Consider the following 17,305-nt stretch of genomic DNA (forward strand, 5'->3'; position numbering starts at 1 on the left):
ACCCAGGCAGCCGCGGCGGCGTCGAGTTCTTGCGGGCGCCAACCGGGGAGAGCTTCCGGACCCGCGCAGGGGCGGTGGTGAGCACGTCAAGCACGGCTTCACCGGCGGCCGACTAGCGCCAGCGGCTAAGGTGGCGGCCGAGCCATCGGCGTTCTCGATCGCCCCACCGCCGTTGCGGCCAGCGTTTGCCCAGGCGATCCCGCGCCGGTATGCGGCGAGTGGCCTCGCCCCGGACCGATTTGAGGTCGGCGTCGGTGACAGGGTCGACCGCGGTCGGTGTGTGGCTGCTGCTCTTGTGAGGATCGACGCTGGTGCCGACCATGGGCAGGTGCTCCGCTCTGATGGGTCCAGCAGGGGAGCCGCGGTGGATGATCTCGATTTCGATAACCGAGTCGTGCTCGTGGTCATGCACTCCTTCGGTAACACCGTGCACGCGAGGCAGGTGGCCGACACCGAGTTACGGGACTGCATCAGGTTTCGCCTGCACAGCCAGCACTTGGCAGAATCCCGTCCAAGTGGAGGCGCCACCATGAGCGAATCCCGGCCCGGCCCGATAAGGTCGATCCCGCCGTGACTGCCATCCTGGACAGCTACGCCTTGACCGGACCCCGCGATGGCGACTGCATCGAGGTCGCCCCGCTGGTCACAACCACGCTGCGCGCCGAAGGCTTCCGCGCCGACACCGTCGCGGTCACCGACTGGGTCACCCCCGCCAGTTCGAGCCTGCCCTACTCGCCAGCTGGATCCTGCACGTCGAGGACTACCTACGCGAACTTGCCCACCGCGACCCCGGAATCAGCCACGCCACCATCGACCCGATCGACCCCACCTCTCCACACCCCGACGCGGAAGCACGGCGATGACCAGTACTCCCCCAGCCCCCGGAACGCCGGCGCCACGGCCCAACGCCAATCTGGTCGGGCCGCCCGCGCCCAAACCGTGCACCAGCTGCCCTTACCGGCGTGATGTGCCCAGCGGGATCTGGCACCGCTCCGAGTACGACAAGCTCTCCGCCTACGACCGGCCCCTGGACGAGCAACCTCAGCGGCTGTTCCTGTGTCATCAGAACGACGCCGACAGCGCCCGATCCCGGATGTGCGCTGGTTGGGTCGGCTGCCACGGCCCCGACATCCTCGGCCTGGCCATCGCGCTGATCAGCAACGACATCAGCCACACCACCTACCACGCCGCCCGCGACTACACCTCGCCGGTCTCGCTGTTCGGCTCCGGCGCCGAAGCCGCCGCACACGGCCGCACCGACCTCGAATGTCCTGGCCCCGCCGCCCAGCGAGCCATCACGAAAATCACCACCCGCCGCACCGACCTACAGTGACCCGACCGCCCATTCGGCGCGGTGACACGTCCCTACCCGAATCAGCCGACGCCCTCACCTCGATCAGCGCCTGGAGGACAGCGATGACCGACAACCACGGAACCTCGGTAGCAGCCGACGGTCAGATCCGCGTGTGCCGACGCCGCTGCAGCACCTGCATCTTCGAGCCCAGCAACCTCAAAGACCTCCGTCCCGGCCGCGTCGCCGAGCTGGTCCGCGAGACCCTGGCCAGTGAAGGCCACATTGTCTGCCACAACACCCTCGACTCTCACGGCGCGATCTGCCGCGGTTTCGCCGACAACCCCCTGGCCCACAACCGCAGCCTTGCCCTGCGAACCGCCCGTGCACTCGACGTACTCACCGAGATCGACCCACCCGATCGCGACAAACACCCCCCACACGGACCTCGGCGATCTCACAGTCCCGGTGCGGGCGTAGGCGGGTTTGACGACTTGCCAACCGACGTGGGGAACTAGACTGTCCGACATCGCGTGCCTGGTTGAGCCCCTCGTGGTGTCGGACAGTGCCGCGACAATGAGGTGATGATGGACTGGCAGTCCTTTTCGGAGAGGCTCGCACCTCCTCTCGTTCCGCACAGAATTACCGTCTCGGTACGGACCGTACGGGCAGCGATCGAATCGGTACTCATGGGGTTCACCCGCGTAGAGCTGCAAGTCGTGCTGGCGGATGAGCTGAAGTTGCCGTGGACACAGGAGGACTCACCTTCAGACCCCTCCTACTCAAAACGCGCCCTCATCCATGCCTACACCGATGATTGGACGCTCCCTCAGCTGATCGCCCTGGCCCGCAGGATCGTGGCGGACGGCTACACGGGCACCGAGGTGCTGCCTGCACTGCTGGCCGAATACGACCGAGGTAGCGGAGTAGGGGCGCCGGTCAAGAACCTCATCTTCGCGGCGAACGGCCCCAAGCCGGAACTCGTACTACGCGATGCAGTCAACAACGACATCCAGATCATCAAGAACGCCGAGTACTGCCTCGTCTACGACCAGCCCCTTCCCGCGGAGGGGCTGACCTTCCGGCATCTGATCGAATGGTGGAGAGCCCGAGAAGGTCTCGGAGATCAGGACGACCGGACGGCGGGACACTCTCTGCACCGCCGACTGGGTGCAAGCCTGCACGGAAACGACGCCGAGCGACTGATCTTCGCCACCTACGGTGAGCGGTACGCGAAGCTCGGGTTCGACATTCCAGCATTGATCCCGCAGGTCTACCTCCACTACGACCCCTACACGCTGCGCCAAAGAGGTACTGAAACCGGCCCCCTGGCCCGGCAACGAATGGACTTTTTGCTGCTGTTCAGCGATCGTCACCGGGTTGTCATCGAGCTCGATGGCCGCCAGCACTACGCAGATGACCGCGGCATAGCTGACCCATCCCGCTACGCAACGATGATGATCGAAGATCGTCGGCTCAGACTCGCCGGCTACGAGGTCTACCGCTTCGGCGGGCAGGAGCTCGCTCGAAGTGGCGCAAAAGCGACAGTGGCCGCTTTCTTCGATGCACTTCAGGAACGCATGAAATGAACGGGCTTGATTCAGCCGCTGCGAGTGTCACCGGCGGATGCCTGCGATTGTCGCTTCGAGCGCTCAAGGGATGATGTCGATCGACACGGCGGGCTCGTCACAGTGTCTTGGAATCCGAACGACATCGTGCCAAGGCACGGGGGCACCCGCATGGCCGGTTGAGGTTCCCCCGCTTTGTTGAAGCCGTGATGACCAGGCGTTTTCCAGCTGCCCATGTTCTGTGTGTCCTGCCGAGGGCACCAGCGGGACATCTGGAATGGTTCCAACCAGGTCACAATTGCGAGCACACATACGCCAGCCGCCGTTGCCGCAGGTCAGGGAGAGTGAACTCTTTTACTCGCCTTGAGAGAGCCGTCAAGACGGCTGGAATTGCCTTCCTCGACAACGAAGTGTGGACTGGCCTGTCTCCCGCTCACTGTCGAGTTCCAGTCGCGGTAGCTACCGATAGCGGTGATTGGAGCGTCTTAGGGCCCGGACCGGGGACGAAGTCTGTTTCGGTCCAACCGGTTTCGCGGTGGAGTTGCCGCTATCCTCGCGAGGGTTGTAGTGCTGGAAGGGGAGGGCCACAAGCGTGATGGGCGAGGGAGCCAACAGGTTCATCGGCGTCGGAATCGACCGCTACGCCGACCACGACGACCTGTCTTATCCGGTAGCCGAGGTACGCGCGGTCGCCCAGCATCTAACCGGGATCTTCGACGGTGAGCCGCTGTACGACCCGGACGAGACCACCGTACGCAATATGCTCAAGGCGGTCGCCGGCCAGCACACCGAGTCAATGATCGTGCTCTGGAGTGGACACGGCACCGTTCGCCCGAGCAATCGCCTCGCCCTGCCTGTGTCGGATAGGGGGGGCTGGGTGAGCGCGGCGGATGTGGTGGACTTCTGCGCGGAAGCGGGCGCCTCGCAACTGTTGTGCATCATCGACGCCTGCTATGCGGACACGACGGTCAGCGAGGCGATGGCTATCGCGGCGGCATGGGCCGACCATTTCCCTGCCGAGGGCAATCAGGCGTGGTTCGGGCTACTGGTCTCGGCCGGTATTGGGCAGACGGCCCGTGACGGCGAGTTTGGCACGGTGCTGCGACGGTTGTTGACCGAGGGGCCGAGGTCGGCGGACATGCGACGGCGCTGGTCGATATACGGCCGCATGATTTCGGGTGAGAACCTTGGCCAGGCACTGCTGGATGACGCGGAGTGGGATAACGACGACCAGCGCCCGAAGTTCACTCGTAGCGGATTCGGATTCGAGACAATCCCGAACCCGCTGTGGACACCGAGGGCACCCGCCCATGTGGTGGAACACCTGTTGCGAGCCGCGCGGGGCGGGGCGGTGGAAGGCGAGGGCTCGTGGTTCACCGGTCGCCGCGGTGAGGTCGACGAGGTCGTGTCCTGGGTGCGAAGCGGTAGTCCCGGCGTGCGTGTGGTGACCGGATCGGCTGGTACTGGTAAGTCGGCGATCGTGGGACGTGTGGTGTCAGTGTCGGAGCCGCACGAGCGCGCTTGCCTTGGTGAACCCACAGGGTGGGGCCATGCGGATCCGGGACAGGATTCGGTGCACGCGAACGTCCACGCGCGCGGGCTAACCGTTGACGGGTTGGCGGCCGGTCTGGACGACGGTCTTGTCCAGACCGGGGTATTGGGAGCTGGGGATGCGGGATCGCGTAATGCCGCAGAGTTGGTGGGTGCGCTGCAACGTCTCACCGAGTCCTCGGATCCGGTGGTGGCGGTGCTGATTGTGGATGGGTTGGACGAGGCTCGTGGGGAAGCGTTCACCATCGCAGCCGACCTGCTGTGCCGCATAGCGGCGTTCGCGACCGTGATCGTCTCCACCCGCGACCTTCCAGCAGCTGACGCGACGACATTGGTAGGTCTGCTTTCGCCTACGCACACAGTAGATCTGGACGACCCGGCAGGGCGGCAGTCCCAGCAGGCGGCGATCAAGGACTACCTGCGGCACCGGCTCAGCGATGTGTCGGCGGTGATGGACCCCGAGATGATAGCGGCACGAGTGGTTGCCTCCGGAGAGGTGCAGACACCGTTTCTGCTGGCACGGATCATCGCCGACCAATTGTGTGCGCACCCGATCGACACTCGGGTCCAGAGGTGGGAGTCGGGGTTGGTGCACTCGCTGGGCCAAGCGTTCGACATCGACTTGCACCGCATCGACCCCGTACCCAGTGGGGCGATCGGTGCGGATCCAGTCGGAGTGGCTCGGGGTGTGTTGACGGCATTGACATGGGGACTGGGAGCCGGGTTGCCTGAGCCGGAATGGGCCTGTGTGGCGACCGCGGTAACCGGGGCGGAAATCGCAGCGACCGAGATCAGTCTAGTACTCAGCGATTTGGGCCGCTATGTAGTCCAAGACGGTGAAGACGGTGTAGCGGTGTATCGGTTGGCCCACCAAAGCCTCGCCGACCACCTGCGCCCACCCTTCCAGCCCAGCCATGACACCGTGTTCGACCCCGCCGCCGCACCGGTCACCGCAGGGCTGCTGCAACGCTATCGCGCGCTCTTGACCGATGGGCACTGCTTCGACGCTTCAAAGTATCTGTGGCGCTACGCTTATCGGCACGCCGCTGCCGCCGGGCCGACAGGGGTGGACATTTTTCGTGAGCTGACCGGCTCAGCCCCGCAGCTGTACCCAGACCTGGCAGCCGCGGACCTCACCATCGCTGGCGCTGCGGCGAGGTGGGGCCACCGCCACGACGCGGTACCCCCGACCGAGGAAGCCGTCACCCTCTACCGCGAATTGGCCGCTGATAACTCTGCCTACCTCCCCGATCTCGCCTCCTCCCTCAGCAACCTCGGCAGCCACTACAGCGACGTCGGACGCCACGCCGACGCCATCCCACCCACCGAAGAAGCCGTCACCCTCTACCGCGCACAAGCAGTGGATAACCCCGCCTACCTCCTCGGCCTCGCCGCAGCCCTGAACAACCTCGGCAGCCACTACAGCGACGTCGGACGCCACGCCGACGCCATCCCACCCACCGAAGAAGCCGTCACCCTCTACCGCGCACAGGCAGTGGGTAACCCCGCCTACCTCCTCGGCCTCACCGCAGCCCTGAACAACCTCGGCGGCCGATATAGCGCAGTCGGACGTCACGCCGACGCCATCCCACCCGCGGAGGGGGCGGTCGTCCTGCGCCGCGCACAAGCAGCCAACAACCCCGCCTACCTCCTCGGCCTCGCCGCAGCCCTGAACAACCTCGGCAATCACACCAGCCAATTAGGACGCGACGCCGACGCCATCCCACCCACCGAAGAAGCCGTCACCCTCTACCGCGCACAAGCAGACCACAACCCCGCCTACCTCCCTGACCTGGCCGCAGCCCTGAACAACCTTGGTATCCGCTTTAGCGCAGCCGGACGCCACACCGACGCCATCCCACCCACCGAAGAAGCCGTCACCCTCTACCGCGCACAAGCAGACCACAACCCCGCCTACGTACCGGGCCTCGCCGCAGCCCTGATCAACCTCGGCGACCACTACAACCAAGTAAGACGCCACACCGACGCCATCCCACCCACTGAAGAAGCCGTCACCCTCTACCGCGCACAGGCAGTGGATAACCCAGCCCACATCCCCAACCTCGCCTCGGCCCTTAACCACCTCGGCAGCCACTACGGCGAGGTAGGACGCCATGCCGATGCCATCCCACCCACTGAAGAAGCCATCACCCTCTACCGCACACAAACAGCCGACAACCCTGCCTATCTTCTGCACCTCGCCGCAGCCCTGAACAACCTCGGCAATCACACCAGCCAATTAGGACGCGACGTTGACGCCATCCCACCCACCGAAGAAGCCGTCACCCTCTACCACACACAAATAGCCGACAACCCAGCCCATATCCCCAACTTCGCCGCAGCTCTAATCAACCTTAGCGGTCAGTACAGCCAGGTCGGACGCCACGCCGACGCTATCCACCTAGTCGAGAAAGCCATAACCCTCTACCGCGCCCAAACAGCCGACAACCCAGCCCACATCCCGACCCTCGCTATAGCCCTGAACAACCTCGGTCTCCGATACAGAGAAGTCGGACGCCTCGCCGACGCCATTACACCAACCGAAGAAGCCGTTGCCCTTTACCGCGCACAAGCAGCCAACAATCCTGCTTACCTCCCTGAGCTCGCCGCAGCTCTGAACAATCTCGGCGGCCATTACAGCCAAGTGGGACGCCACGCCGACGCCATCCCACCCACAGAGGAGGCCGTCGCTCTGCGCCGCACACAAACAGCCAACATCGCCGGCCTCGCCGCGGCCCTGAACAACCTTGGCATTTATTACAGCCAAGTTGGACGCCATACCGATGCCATCCCACCTACCGAAGAAGCCGCCACCCTCTACCGCGCACAAGCAGCCGACGACCCCGCCTACCTCTCCAACCTTGCTAACACTGTGACTGCCCTGACAGATCGGTTGGTAAATCTGGGTCGTAGTAACGATGCAGATGTGGTGTGGCAGGAAGTGATCGAATCCCAGACCGAATTCGGGCGCGGGTACCTCTTGTGGTCGCGTGCGTGTTCCGTATCTGACGGGGATCTCAGGACGGCGGAATGGCTGATGCGAGCGGAGGTCGAGGGTGCGACAAACCTGGCTTTGGTTTCTGCGGTCCACGAGTGTGCGCGAACGCACCGCGACGCCAACCCCAAAACCTGGGACGAGCATTGGAACCATGTAACCGGCGCTCCGCCCCCGGCGTGGTTGACCGTTGAACCTCAACTCCTCGCGCTTGCCCGCGGATGGATCTACGCCGACACTTTCGACGACGAGTTCGCCTACCTGCTGGAACATCCTTGCCTGCTCCAGCCGAACTCCGATGTGGCAATCACCGAAGCCCTTTTAGACTCTGTCGACGCCGCCACCTACATCGCGCTCCGCAATACTGCGCGAGAACAGGGCATCCCCGCCGCTTACGAACCGCTGTTCCGCACCCAAACTCTGCATCAATTTCTTACCGCGAGTCCGCAACAGCAGTACCAACTACTCAAAGAGCACCTTGACCGCCTAGTCCGTGGCGCTACCGAGCAACTGAGCGCAATCATCGATGCTCACCCCGAAGATCCCAGACCTCGCCGTGCGGCGGCGTTGATTGCTATCGCCGCTGATGAAGGTGACACCACACTTCTGCACGACAGCATCAACGCCCTCGACAACCCCACACTTTTCCCCGCATTGCTGCACATCGCTGCCCACTCCGCCGACACCATCTCTTTGCTCCGACCGGTGGCGAATCTTGCCTTGCTTTCGGCATCCACCCCCGAGGAAGCCTCCGACGCATTCCTCTACCTGGCGTGCGCTGCCGCGATCCCACCCGACCCCAACCTGGACGCGGCCACCAAACTACTTCAGCAATCCAAATTGCTGGCACCGCAACGGAGTGCGCACGGGATCGGTCTGCTCGCCGAGCTGGCCGCCACCCACCCCGCAGTACTGCCACTCATCCCGATCCTGGCCAAGGAGCCCACCGATGGCGAAAACTGACCTGGTCGTCGTGCTGCCCGGAATCATGGGCTCCACCCTCGCCCACCACAACGACCTCGTCTGGGCGCCCTCGGCCGGCTCGGTCCTGCGAGCCCTGGGGACGTTCGGCCGTTCCCTCACCCAGCTACAACTGCCCGACGGCATCGGGGACGAACACCCCGACGACGGAGTCACCCCCGTCGCGCTGATGCCCGACCTCCACGCCATCCCCGGACTGTGGACACCCATCCACGGCTACACCCGGCTGCTCAAGCACCTGCACAAACTCACCGCAACCGGCGGGATCGGGAATGTCGTCGCCTTCCCCTACGACTGGCGGCTATCCAACCGCTACAACGCTTCTCGCCTCGCCGACGTCGTCACCGACGAACTCGGAGCCTGGCGCGACAGCCACCCCGAACGCGCCGAGGCCCAAGTCTCATTCGTCTGCCACTCCATGGGTGGACTCATCGCCCGCTGGTACATCGAACACCACGATGGCCACGAACACACCAAAGCGCTGATCACCATCGGCACCCCCTACCGAGGCGCAGCCAAAACCGTCGACCAACTCGTCAACGGCGTCCGCAAAGGCATAGGCCCCCTCAGCGTCGACCTCACCGCCTTCGCCCGCAGCCTCCCCTCCACCCACCAACTCCTGCCCGACTACGCCTGCATCCACCACAACGGCACCCTGCACCGACTCGACGAAATCACCCTCCCCGCCCTCGACACCCGCATGCTCACCGACGGCCTCACCTTCCACCACCAACTCACCACCGCCGAAACCGCCCGCCCCGCCAGCCTCGACACCACCCACGCCATCATCGGCATCCGCCAAACCACCCCCACCACCCTCCGATACGACCAACAACGCCTCGAACCCCTCGACACCATCGACGGCGACAACGACTACGGCGACGCCACCGTCCCCCTCGCAGGCGCCCTCCGCCACGACCTGGCACCCGACACCAACCGCGTCCGCCGCATCGTCGAAACCCACGGCGCACTCCAACGCCACCCCGGCGTCCTCGATGAGATCGAATCCATCCTCACCGCACCCGTCCGCCGCCGCGCCACTGACACCATCCCCATCCGCGTCACCGCACCCGAACTCCTGCTCGCCGGAGAACCCCTCACCGCCACCATCGACATCGAACCCGGCGACCACCGCACCCCCGCCGTTCAAGCCCACCTCATCTCCGAAAACGGCACCCCCACACACCCCGCCCAACGACCACGCATCCGCAACAATCAAGCCCACCTCACCTACCCACCCCCACCACCAGGAGCCCACACTCTCCACATCACCGGCATCACCACACCCAGCCCCGTCACGCCGGTCACCCACACCCTCCTGGTCTGGCAATAACACGAACGAAGCCCCGCTGATCGCCCACATAAAACGGGTAGTCAGCTTCGACCACCAACCGGCCCAACCGACATGCGCGGGTGATCAGCGCTCCGGTGTACCGTGGCCCCGCCGTGGGATAAATCGAAGCAGTGACCGGGAACCGGTCGATACCGCTGGAACCTTCAGCGTCAAATCGAATACGACCCAGCGATGACCAGGCGTTTCCCGGTTGCCCATGTTCTGCGTGCCCTGCCGAGGGCACGAACCTGCGACAGCATTTCCCCAGGTCAACCGCTTTCGCCTCGCAATGCTGGCATGTCCCATCCCAAGAGCCCGGATCACCCGCGTGCCAGTGTGTTCCGAGTAGGGCACATCGAACATGGGAACGGCGCCGACGAACGAACGCGCACGCAGGAGCAACGCGCATCCGGCGTGTGGTGTGTGGTGTGTGGTGTGTGGTGTGTGGTGTGTGGTGTGTGGTGTGTGGTGTGTGACGCACGTTGCGCTTCGAGGGACGCTGTTCGCACCCTCACCGAATCTAACCGCCGATAAGCACGTCGGACCGGCTTTCAGGGCAGAACTACCGAGCGAGGCGTCGGTAGTTCGACCGACATGAGCGGCGTAAAATCGGTTTGATGGCAGACTATAACGGGTGACAGGAATAGAAACCGCAGTGTTTCGCGGGGCTGCAGCAGCGGCCCGCACCAGCAGAGAAGGCCTTGTGGCCGGGTGTGAGCACGGTCCGACCAAGTAGCATCGGAACGGCTGGCTGCGACAGCGAAATGCACTGCCGCGCCGCCGATCAGAGTCACTATCCGAGACCCACACGATATACTGCTTCGGCTCGCGCTCGATTCATCTCCGTCCGAGGGGAAACGGTGGACGACCAGCGAAGACCTATGCAGATTGCGTTCGGGATGATCATGCTCGGCGCTGGCGCCATCTTCACCAACTACGCGACTTCCGACAAACCCGGCTGGGTCAGCGCCATCGGACCGCTGATCTGGTTGGTGGTGGCGGCGACAATTCTGCTCGCCATTGCGGCGCAACCCGGCTTTCTGCGACGGCGTACGCGCCTCGCGCTGCCCGTCGACCGCCCCGTATCGATACCGACGCCGACCCAGCGAGCAAAGTACGTTCTCCCGGGCGAAGTAATCGATCGGTTACCCGTGCGCACCTCGATCCGGATCGATCGGGTCGAGTACGGGGTCGGAGCACGGAAGATCCGGATCGACGTCACTGAATCCGAAACGCTCTCTCTTCCACACGCTTTCACGGCGATCGGCACCAAGATGAGGCATTCGACGATTGCCCTCATCCTCATCAGCGACCGCGCATACCTGGCAGGCGTGAGCGCCTACTGGACCACGAAATTCGAGATCGACGCCTTCGCCGGGCGGGGCGGCATCGAGCCCTACCTTGATGTCGCTCGGCTCGACGCGAGTGGCGAAATCTGGGTGATCACCGATACCGGCGCCCCCGGCCGCATCGTGGCGGTCGAGTTCCGCTCTGGAGTCCCGACCGCCCGCAGCAACTACGCGGACTTCGTCCGTCGAGGAATCCGCTACCCGGATGACGTCTGGCGTTCGACCGTCACTGGACAGCCCATCATGCAGGAAAAGCGCCAGCGCGTCGCCTTCGTGTCGCATCAACCGCACGGCACCAGCAGCGACGTCTTCGCCTGCAACGTCGACGGTTCCGATATGGTCAACCTCACCGAAGAAAAGAAGGACAGTTACAACGGATTCCACCAGGGCACCGTCGAGGTCGCGAAGTGGGTCGACGAGAACAACCTCAAGATCGCTTCCATGCACTCCCTGGGCAACTTCAGGCGGCGGATCGTGAGAGATCCGCCGCACGACAGAGCAGGTGCCGATCAGCGTTGACGGGACTGCCGCACGAGTTGGTGACATATCGATCTGCCCCACCTGACCTGTCACCTACCCATGCAGCGGACCCTCGGCTGTTCGAACCACCGAGGGGAAGAAGGCGAGCGGATGCGCCACCAGATCGGCCGAACCGACTGACCGTCCTCCTGCTATCAGCCGACGAGCAGGCAGAACGGGTGACCGGCCGAATCCAGCAGCACCCGCCACCGGTCGCCACCCGGCTGGTGGTCCGGCCTCACCGCGCCGGATCCCAGCGCCGCCTTCTCCGCCGCGTCGAGGTCGGCGACCTCGAGGTCCAGGTGCAACTGCTGCGGCACGTCCTGACCGGGCCACCGCGGGGCCCGGTACCCGTCGACCCGTTGGAAGCCCAGGTCGCGACCCGAACCGTCGGTCAGGGCGACGAACTCGTCGGAGGCGTAACCGAGCTGCATGTCTGTCAGCTCTTGGTAGAACCGGGCCAGGGGGCCGGGATCGGTACAGTCCACAGTCACGCCTCGCAGTGTGGCGATCGGCATCGTCGGCTCCATCCATGTTTGCGGGGCCGCGTAGCGGCCTTCGGTAGTCATCCAACCGCGCTGTCGTAGCCGGGCTCCACCCGTTTTTCGGCGGCGGGCAGCGCTCACCTCGTACTCGGCCCCCGGTCACAACCAGGCCGACGCGCAGCGCAACGCGGGCGCCGACGCGAACTCCGGAGTGGTTGCTACGGCGTCCGGTCGTGGCAGAACGGTCGCGGGCCGGGGGGCGGCTGGTGGTCCTGCGGGGCAACTCGGGGTCGGGGAAGTCGACGGTGGCGCGCCAGGTCCAGGAGCACCTGCCGCGCGACCTGTGCGGTGATCGCACAGGACTACCTGCGCCGGATCGTGCTGCGCGAACCCGATCAGCCGGGTGCCTTCAACGTCACCTTGATCGAGACCGTCGCCGGAGCCTGTCTGGAGCGCGGCCTGGTCGTCATCGTGGAGGGCATCCTCGACGCCCGCCGCTACGGCGCGGTCCTGGCACGGCTCGCGGGCCGGGTCGAGCACCCGCTGTTCTACGCCTGGAACCTGTCGTTCGAGGAAACGACACGGCGGCACGCCATGCGCTCCCAGTCGAGCGAGTTCACCGCCACTCAGATGAGCACCTGGTACCACGGCTGGCAGCCCCTGGACTTCACCAGCTAGTTCCGGATCGACGCGCAGTGGCCAGGCACGAGCTGTCACCGACCGGATAGTCGCCGACCTCGACGCTATCCGCAGCGCTCCCCACTGCCCGCCGAGTGACCCGGGCCCGTAGCCGTCCCGGCTCACCGTGCGGGCGCGGTGGTGCGGCGCCCGCACGGTGAGCCGGTGCCGTTGCGGCTGCAGGGGGATGTCCCGTTCGTGTGAGCGACACGGGTCGCCGCAAACGGCATCGGCCGGTACTCCGATCGACGCAGCCGAAGCTTCCCGTCTCGGCCGTGCCTCTGGGCGAGCCTATCGGCGCGGCAGTGCCCGATCCGGGGGAGGACAACGAGATGTCACCCGATGCCCGGCACCGCCGAGCGGGCTGGCGCGGAGGTACTCGTAGTCGTAACCGTCGAACCCGGACTGCGCGGTGGCCGAATCCGCGTTCGCGGTCGGCGGCGCCCCATGCGGTCAGCGGCTCCGCGGCCAGTAATCGCCTGACGACGACCAACGCATCTTGGCCCCCGTGTTCTGCACGCCATGTCGGGGCATCGGCCTACGACAGGGACGGTGGTCACCGCAGGTACACGACTCTCAGTCCCGCCGAACAAATCCAGGGCCAAAACGGGGGGTAAACGGGGGGCTAGATACAGAAAGCAGGTCAGGCCCGATCTAAGATCGGGCCTGACCTGCTATTTTTGTGGAGCTAAGGGGACTCGAACCCCTGACCCCCACACTGCCAGTGTGGTGCGCTACCAGCTGCGCCATAGCCCCGAACGGTGTGCCTCCGAGCTTCCCCGGCTGCCTGAACGAAGTTACACCACCCCCGCCACCGTGACCAAATCGCCCCCTGACCTGCGCCTCAGCGCGTCAGTTCCACCACCCATTCCGCGTTGTTCACGTCGACATCGTTCCCGTTGGCGATCACCGTCGGGGTGCCGACTTTGTCGGAGATGGCGCGCAGCGCCTCGAGGTTGGCGGTGGCGGCAGCGCGGGCGGCGTCGGTCTGGGCGCCGGTGGCGATGCATTGAACAGAACTCTCCGGGGCGCCGGAGGTGCGGGCGATGGCGGCGAGCTCGTCGGCGGTGTGATCGCTGTCGGCGCTCTCCTCGGGCTGCTCGGCGAGGAACAGGGCGTCGTGGAAGCGGGCGTAGACCACGGCCTGGCCGTCCTGGGCGACGCAGCGCAGGGCGCCGGCGGCGCGGGAGGAGTAGTCGCCGGAGGAGCTGCGCGAGTCGAGGAAGTTCACCAGGTGGTAGCGGACGGCGAGCGCGCCCTCGTCGACGCGCTGCGCGATCTCCTGGCCGTAGATGCGCTCGAGGACGCCGCAGGCGGGGCAGATGGGGTCTTCGTAGATGTCGACGGTGGCGCGGGCGTCGGGCTTGCCGAGGCGGATGGCGTTGCCGTCGATCGCCACCTGCACGGTGGTGTCGCGCACGGAGCCGTAGCCGTCGTTGCGGGTGACGGCGTCCTCTCCGCTGGAGGACCAGCGGTAGGCGGCGAAGACGATGAGGCCGATGATCACGACGGCGAGCGCGCCGAGCGCGTAGGTGGTGTTGCTGGACATCGGGCGCGGGGTGTAGCCGGCGGACGGTTTGCTCACCCCGTCCACTCTGCCCTACCGGGCGCCGCGACCTCCGAGCTCCTCGGATTCCGCGCTGGGCGGAAGTGGTGCGGTGCCGGGTTCGCCGCTCACCGCGCTCGCGTCGGCCGCGGTGCGACCGGGGTACTCCTGATCCGCGGCACCGATGCGGTGCATGGGCTCCGGAACGAGGAGCCAGAAGACGGCGGCGAGGGCGAGCAGCCCGCCGGTCACGCCGAGCCCGATTCCGTAGGACAGCTGCTGCGCGAGGAACCCGACCAGGATCGGCCCGAGCACGGTCCCGAGATCGGCGGACATCTGGAACCCGGCCAGCACCGGCCCGCCGCGCGCCCTCGGCCCGATGATGTCGGCGACCGCGGCCTGCTGCGCGGGGCTGAACATGCCGGAGCCGAGACCGGCCACGAAGCTGGTGATCAGCAGCAGCGGCACGGTGTCGGCCAGCCCGAGCCCGCCGGTGCCGACGGCGCAGATGAGCGAGCCGAGCACCAGGAACGGCTTCCGGCCGAGCCGGTCGGAGAGCCTGCCGCTGGCGAAGAGCACCACGGCATTGCCCGCGGCGAAGACGGTGAGGGTGATCCCGGCCATGGCGGGTTCCTGGCCGAGCACCTCGACCACGAGCAGCGGCACCAGCGCCATCCGGACGCCGAACACGGCGGCGCCATTGCTGAAGTTCGAGAACAGCACGGCCCGGTACTCGGGGCGGCGCCACCCGTCGGCGAAGCTCATGGTGCGCTGCGGCCCGGTGTCCACGGGGTTGATCAGGGTGGAGTTGCGCAGCGCGAACCACACGACAAAAACGGTGATGAGCAGCGCCACCATGTAGAGCACGAAGGGCGCGCGCAGGCCGAATCCGGCGAGGAGCCCGCCGATCAGCGGGCCGCCGAGCGAGCCGACCAGGAAGCTCGTCGAGTACAGCCCGGAGACCCGCCCGCGGGCGCCGGGCGGCGACATCCGGATCACCAGGGCCAGCGACGAGACGGTGAACATGGTGGAGCCGATCCCGCCGAGCGAGCGCAGCACCAGCAGCTGCCAGTAACTCTGCGCGAGCGCGGAGCCACCGGTGGAGAGCGCGACCACGAGCAGCCCGCTCAGATACACGGGCCGCTCGCCGAGCCGCTGCACCAGCCGCCCGCTCATGGGCGCGAAGAGCAGCCGCATGAGGGCGAAGGCGCTGATGATGGCCGACGCCGCGGCCACCCCGACGCCGAAGCCGCGGGCGAACTGCGGCAGCACCGGGGCGACCAGCCCGAAGCCGACGGCGATCACGAACGAGCCCGCGATCAGCACCCAGATCTCGACGGGGAGCCGCTCCGCCCTACGCACCGGAGAGTGCGCGGCCGACCATCTCCTCGGCCGCGGCCTGGACCTGCGCCAGGTGCTCGGCACCGTGGAAGGACTCGGCGTAGATCTTGTACTTGTCCTCGGTGCCGGAGGGGCGCGCGGCGAACCACGCGTTCTCGGTGCTCACCTTGACGCCGCCGAGCGCGGCGCCGTTGCCCCTGGCGCTGGTCAGCACCTCGGTGACGGGCTCGCCGGCGATTTCTCGCTCCGTGATCATGTCCGGTGTCAACTTCTTCAACCGGGCTTTCTGTTCCGCACCGGCCGCGGCGTCGATCCTGGCGTAGGCGGGGGCGCCGTAGCGCTTCTCCAGCTCGCCGTAGCGGGCCGACGGGGTCTGGCCGGTGACGGCGGCGATCTCGGCGGCGAGCAGCGCGAGGATGATGCCGTCCTTGTCGGTGGTCCAGACGGTGCCGTCCATGCGCAGGAAGGAGGCGCCCGCGCTCTCCTCGCCGCCGAAGGCGAGGCTGCCGCTGAACAACCCCGGCACGAACCACTTGAAGCCGACCGGCACCTCGTAGATGTCGCGGCCGAGCACCCCGACCACCCGGTCGATCATGGACGAGCTCACCGCGGTCTTGCCGATCTTGGAGAGCGCGTCCCAGCCCCGCCGGTTCGCCACCAGGTACTCGATGGCGACGGCGAGGAAGTGGTTCGGGTTCAGCAGCCCGCCGTCGGGGGTGACGATGCCGTGCCGGTCGGCGTCGGCGTCGTTGCCGGTGGAGATGTCGTAGTCATCCTTGATGGAGACCAGGTTCGCCATGGCGTAGCGGGAGGACGGGTCCATCCGGATCTTGCCGTCGCTGTCCAGCGGCATGAAGCGCCAGGTCGGGTCGACCAGCGGGTTCACCACCTCGAGCTCGAGGTCGTAGCGCTGGCCGATCTCCTCCCAGTAATCCACGCTGGCGCCGCCCATGGGGTCGGCGCCGAGCCGGATGCCCGCGCCGCGGATGGCGTCCAGGTTGGAGACCGAGGGCAGGTCGGAGACGTAGTGGTCGAGGTAGTCGTAGCGCTCGGCCGCGCGCAGCGCCTGCGGGAAGGGGGCGCGGCGGACGCCGGTGAGGCCGGTGCGGAGCAGCTCGTTGGCGCGCTCGGCGATGGCGTCGGTGGCGGTGGTGTCGGCGGGGCCGCCGTGCGGGGGGTTGTACTTGAAGCCGCCGTCGCGGGGCGGGTTGTGCGAGGGGGTCACCACGATGCCGTCGGCCTGATGCTTGGGGTTGCCGCGGTTGTGCCGGAGCACGGCGTGGCTCAGCGCGGGGGTGGGGGTGTAGCGGTCGCGGGCGTCGATCGCCACCGCGATGTCGTTGCCGGCCAGCACCTCGAGCGCGGTGGTCCAGGCGGGCTCGGAGAGCGCGTGCGTGTCGCGGGCCAGGTAGACCGGGCCGGTGATGCCGCGGGTGGCGCGGTACTCGACGATGGCCTGGGTGACGGCGAGGATGTGCGCCTCGTTGAAGGCGGTGTCCAGGCTGGAACCGCGGTGCCCGGAGGTGCCGAAGACGACCTGCTGGGCCGGCTCCGCCGGGTCCGGGACCAGGCTGTAGTAGGCCGTCACCAGGTGCGGGATGTCTTCCAGGTCGCTCACCCTGGCCGGGCGGCCTGCTCGATCGTGGGCCATGGTCGGGGCTCCCTTCC

The 17,305-nt window shown here is 66.4% G+C and carries 11 protein-coding genes and 1 tRNA gene; 7 read left to right on the forward strand and 5 right to left on the reverse strand.

Translation table 11 applies throughout. From position 1 onward, the window contains the following. The first annotated feature begins 859 nt into the window (after positions 1-859). From AB0H71_RS25520 to AB0H71_RS25545, 6 genes are all read left to right on the forward strand, one after another. Positions 860-1,333: a DUF6283 family protein gene (locus AB0H71_RS25520; RefSeq protein ID WP_357025759.1), complete on the forward strand. Its 474-nt coding sequence runs from the start codon at positions 860-862 to the stop codon at positions 1,331-1,333. Between the two features lie 83 nt (positions 1,334-1,416). Then, positions 1,417-1,809: a hypothetical protein gene (locus tag AB0H71_RS25525; protein WP_357025762.1), complete on the forward strand. Its 393-nt coding sequence runs from the start codon at positions 1,417-1,419 to the stop codon at positions 1,807-1,809. A gap of 66 nt (positions 1,810-1,875) precedes the next feature. Beyond that, entirely contained in the window at positions 1,876-2,880 is a 1,005-nt protein-coding gene (locus AB0H71_RS25530) for a hypothetical protein (RefSeq protein ID WP_357025764.1), read from the forward strand. Positions 2,881-3,454: 574 nt separating this feature from the next. Continuing rightward, a complete protein-coding gene (locus AB0H71_RS25535; protein ID WP_357026322.1) occupies positions 3,455-8,368 on the forward strand; it encodes a tetratricopeptide repeat protein in 4,914 nt (1,637 codons plus the stop codon). Then, positions 8,355-9,719, forward strand: coding sequence for a hypothetical protein (locus tag AB0H71_RS25540; RefSeq protein ID WP_357025767.1), 1,365 nt, complete (start codon positions 8,355-8,357; stop codon positions 9,717-9,719). Before AB0H71_RS25535 ends, AB0H71_RS25540 begins: the two co-directional genes overlap by 14 nt. An 860-nt stretch (positions 9,720-10,579) precedes the next feature. Then, complete coding sequence (locus AB0H71_RS25545) at positions 10,580-11,587, forward strand: hypothetical protein (RefSeq protein ID WP_357025770.1); 1,008 nt, start codon at positions 10,580-10,582, stop codon at positions 11,585-11,587. Positions 11,588-11,742: 155 nt separating this feature from the next. Here the strand turns inward: AB0H71_RS25545 and AB0H71_RS25550 are convergent, their stop codons facing one another. After that, positions 11,743-12,156 carry a VOC family protein gene (locus tag AB0H71_RS25550; RefSeq protein ID WP_357025773.1) on the reverse strand — a complete coding sequence of 138 codons (414 nt, stop codon included), beginning with the start codon at positions 12,154-12,156 and terminating at the stop codon, positions 11,743-11,745. 264 nt (positions 12,157-12,420) lie between these two features. Between AB0H71_RS25550 and AB0H71_RS25555 the strand changes: the two genes are divergently transcribed. Then, the gene (locus AB0H71_RS25555; protein ID WP_357025776.1) at positions 12,421-12,750 is read left to right on the forward strand and encodes a hypothetical protein; all 330 of its coding nucleotides are present in this window, start codon (positions 12,421-12,423) and stop codon (positions 12,748-12,750) included. A 683-nt stretch (positions 12,751-13,433) separates the two neighbouring features. On the opposite strand, the gene AB0H71_RS25560 is transcribed toward AB0H71_RS25555, so the two are convergent. From AB0H71_RS25560 to pgm, 4 genes are all read right to left on the reverse strand, one after another. Beyond that, positions 13,434-13,506: transfer RNA gene (locus tag AB0H71_RS25560), tRNA-Ala, on the reverse strand. Between the two features lie 88 nt (positions 13,507-13,594). After that, positions 13,595-14,335, reverse strand: coding sequence for a thioredoxin domain-containing protein (locus AB0H71_RS25565; RefSeq protein ID WP_357025779.1), 741 nt, complete (start codon positions 14,333-14,335; stop codon positions 13,595-13,597). Between the two features lie 15 nt (positions 14,336-14,350). Then, a complete protein-coding gene (locus AB0H71_RS25570; protein ID WP_357025782.1) occupies positions 14,351-15,658 on the reverse strand; it encodes an MFS transporter in 1,308 nt (435 codons plus the stop codon). Then, the gene (gene pgm / locus AB0H71_RS25575) at positions 15,651-17,288 is read right to left on the reverse strand and encodes a phosphoglucomutase (alpha-D-glucose-1,6-bisphosphate-dependent) (RefSeq protein WP_357025785.1); all 1,638 of its coding nucleotides are present in this window, start codon (positions 17,286-17,288) and stop codon (positions 15,651-15,653) included. Before pgm ends, AB0H71_RS25570 begins: the two co-directional genes overlap by 8 nt. Positions 17,289-17,305 lie beyond the last annotated feature (17 nt).

Source organism: Nocardia sp. NPDC050697 (genome assembly GCF_040654395.1).
Taxonomy (GTDB): Bacteria; Actinomycetota; Actinomycetes; order Mycobacteriales; family Mycobacteriaceae; genus Nocardia.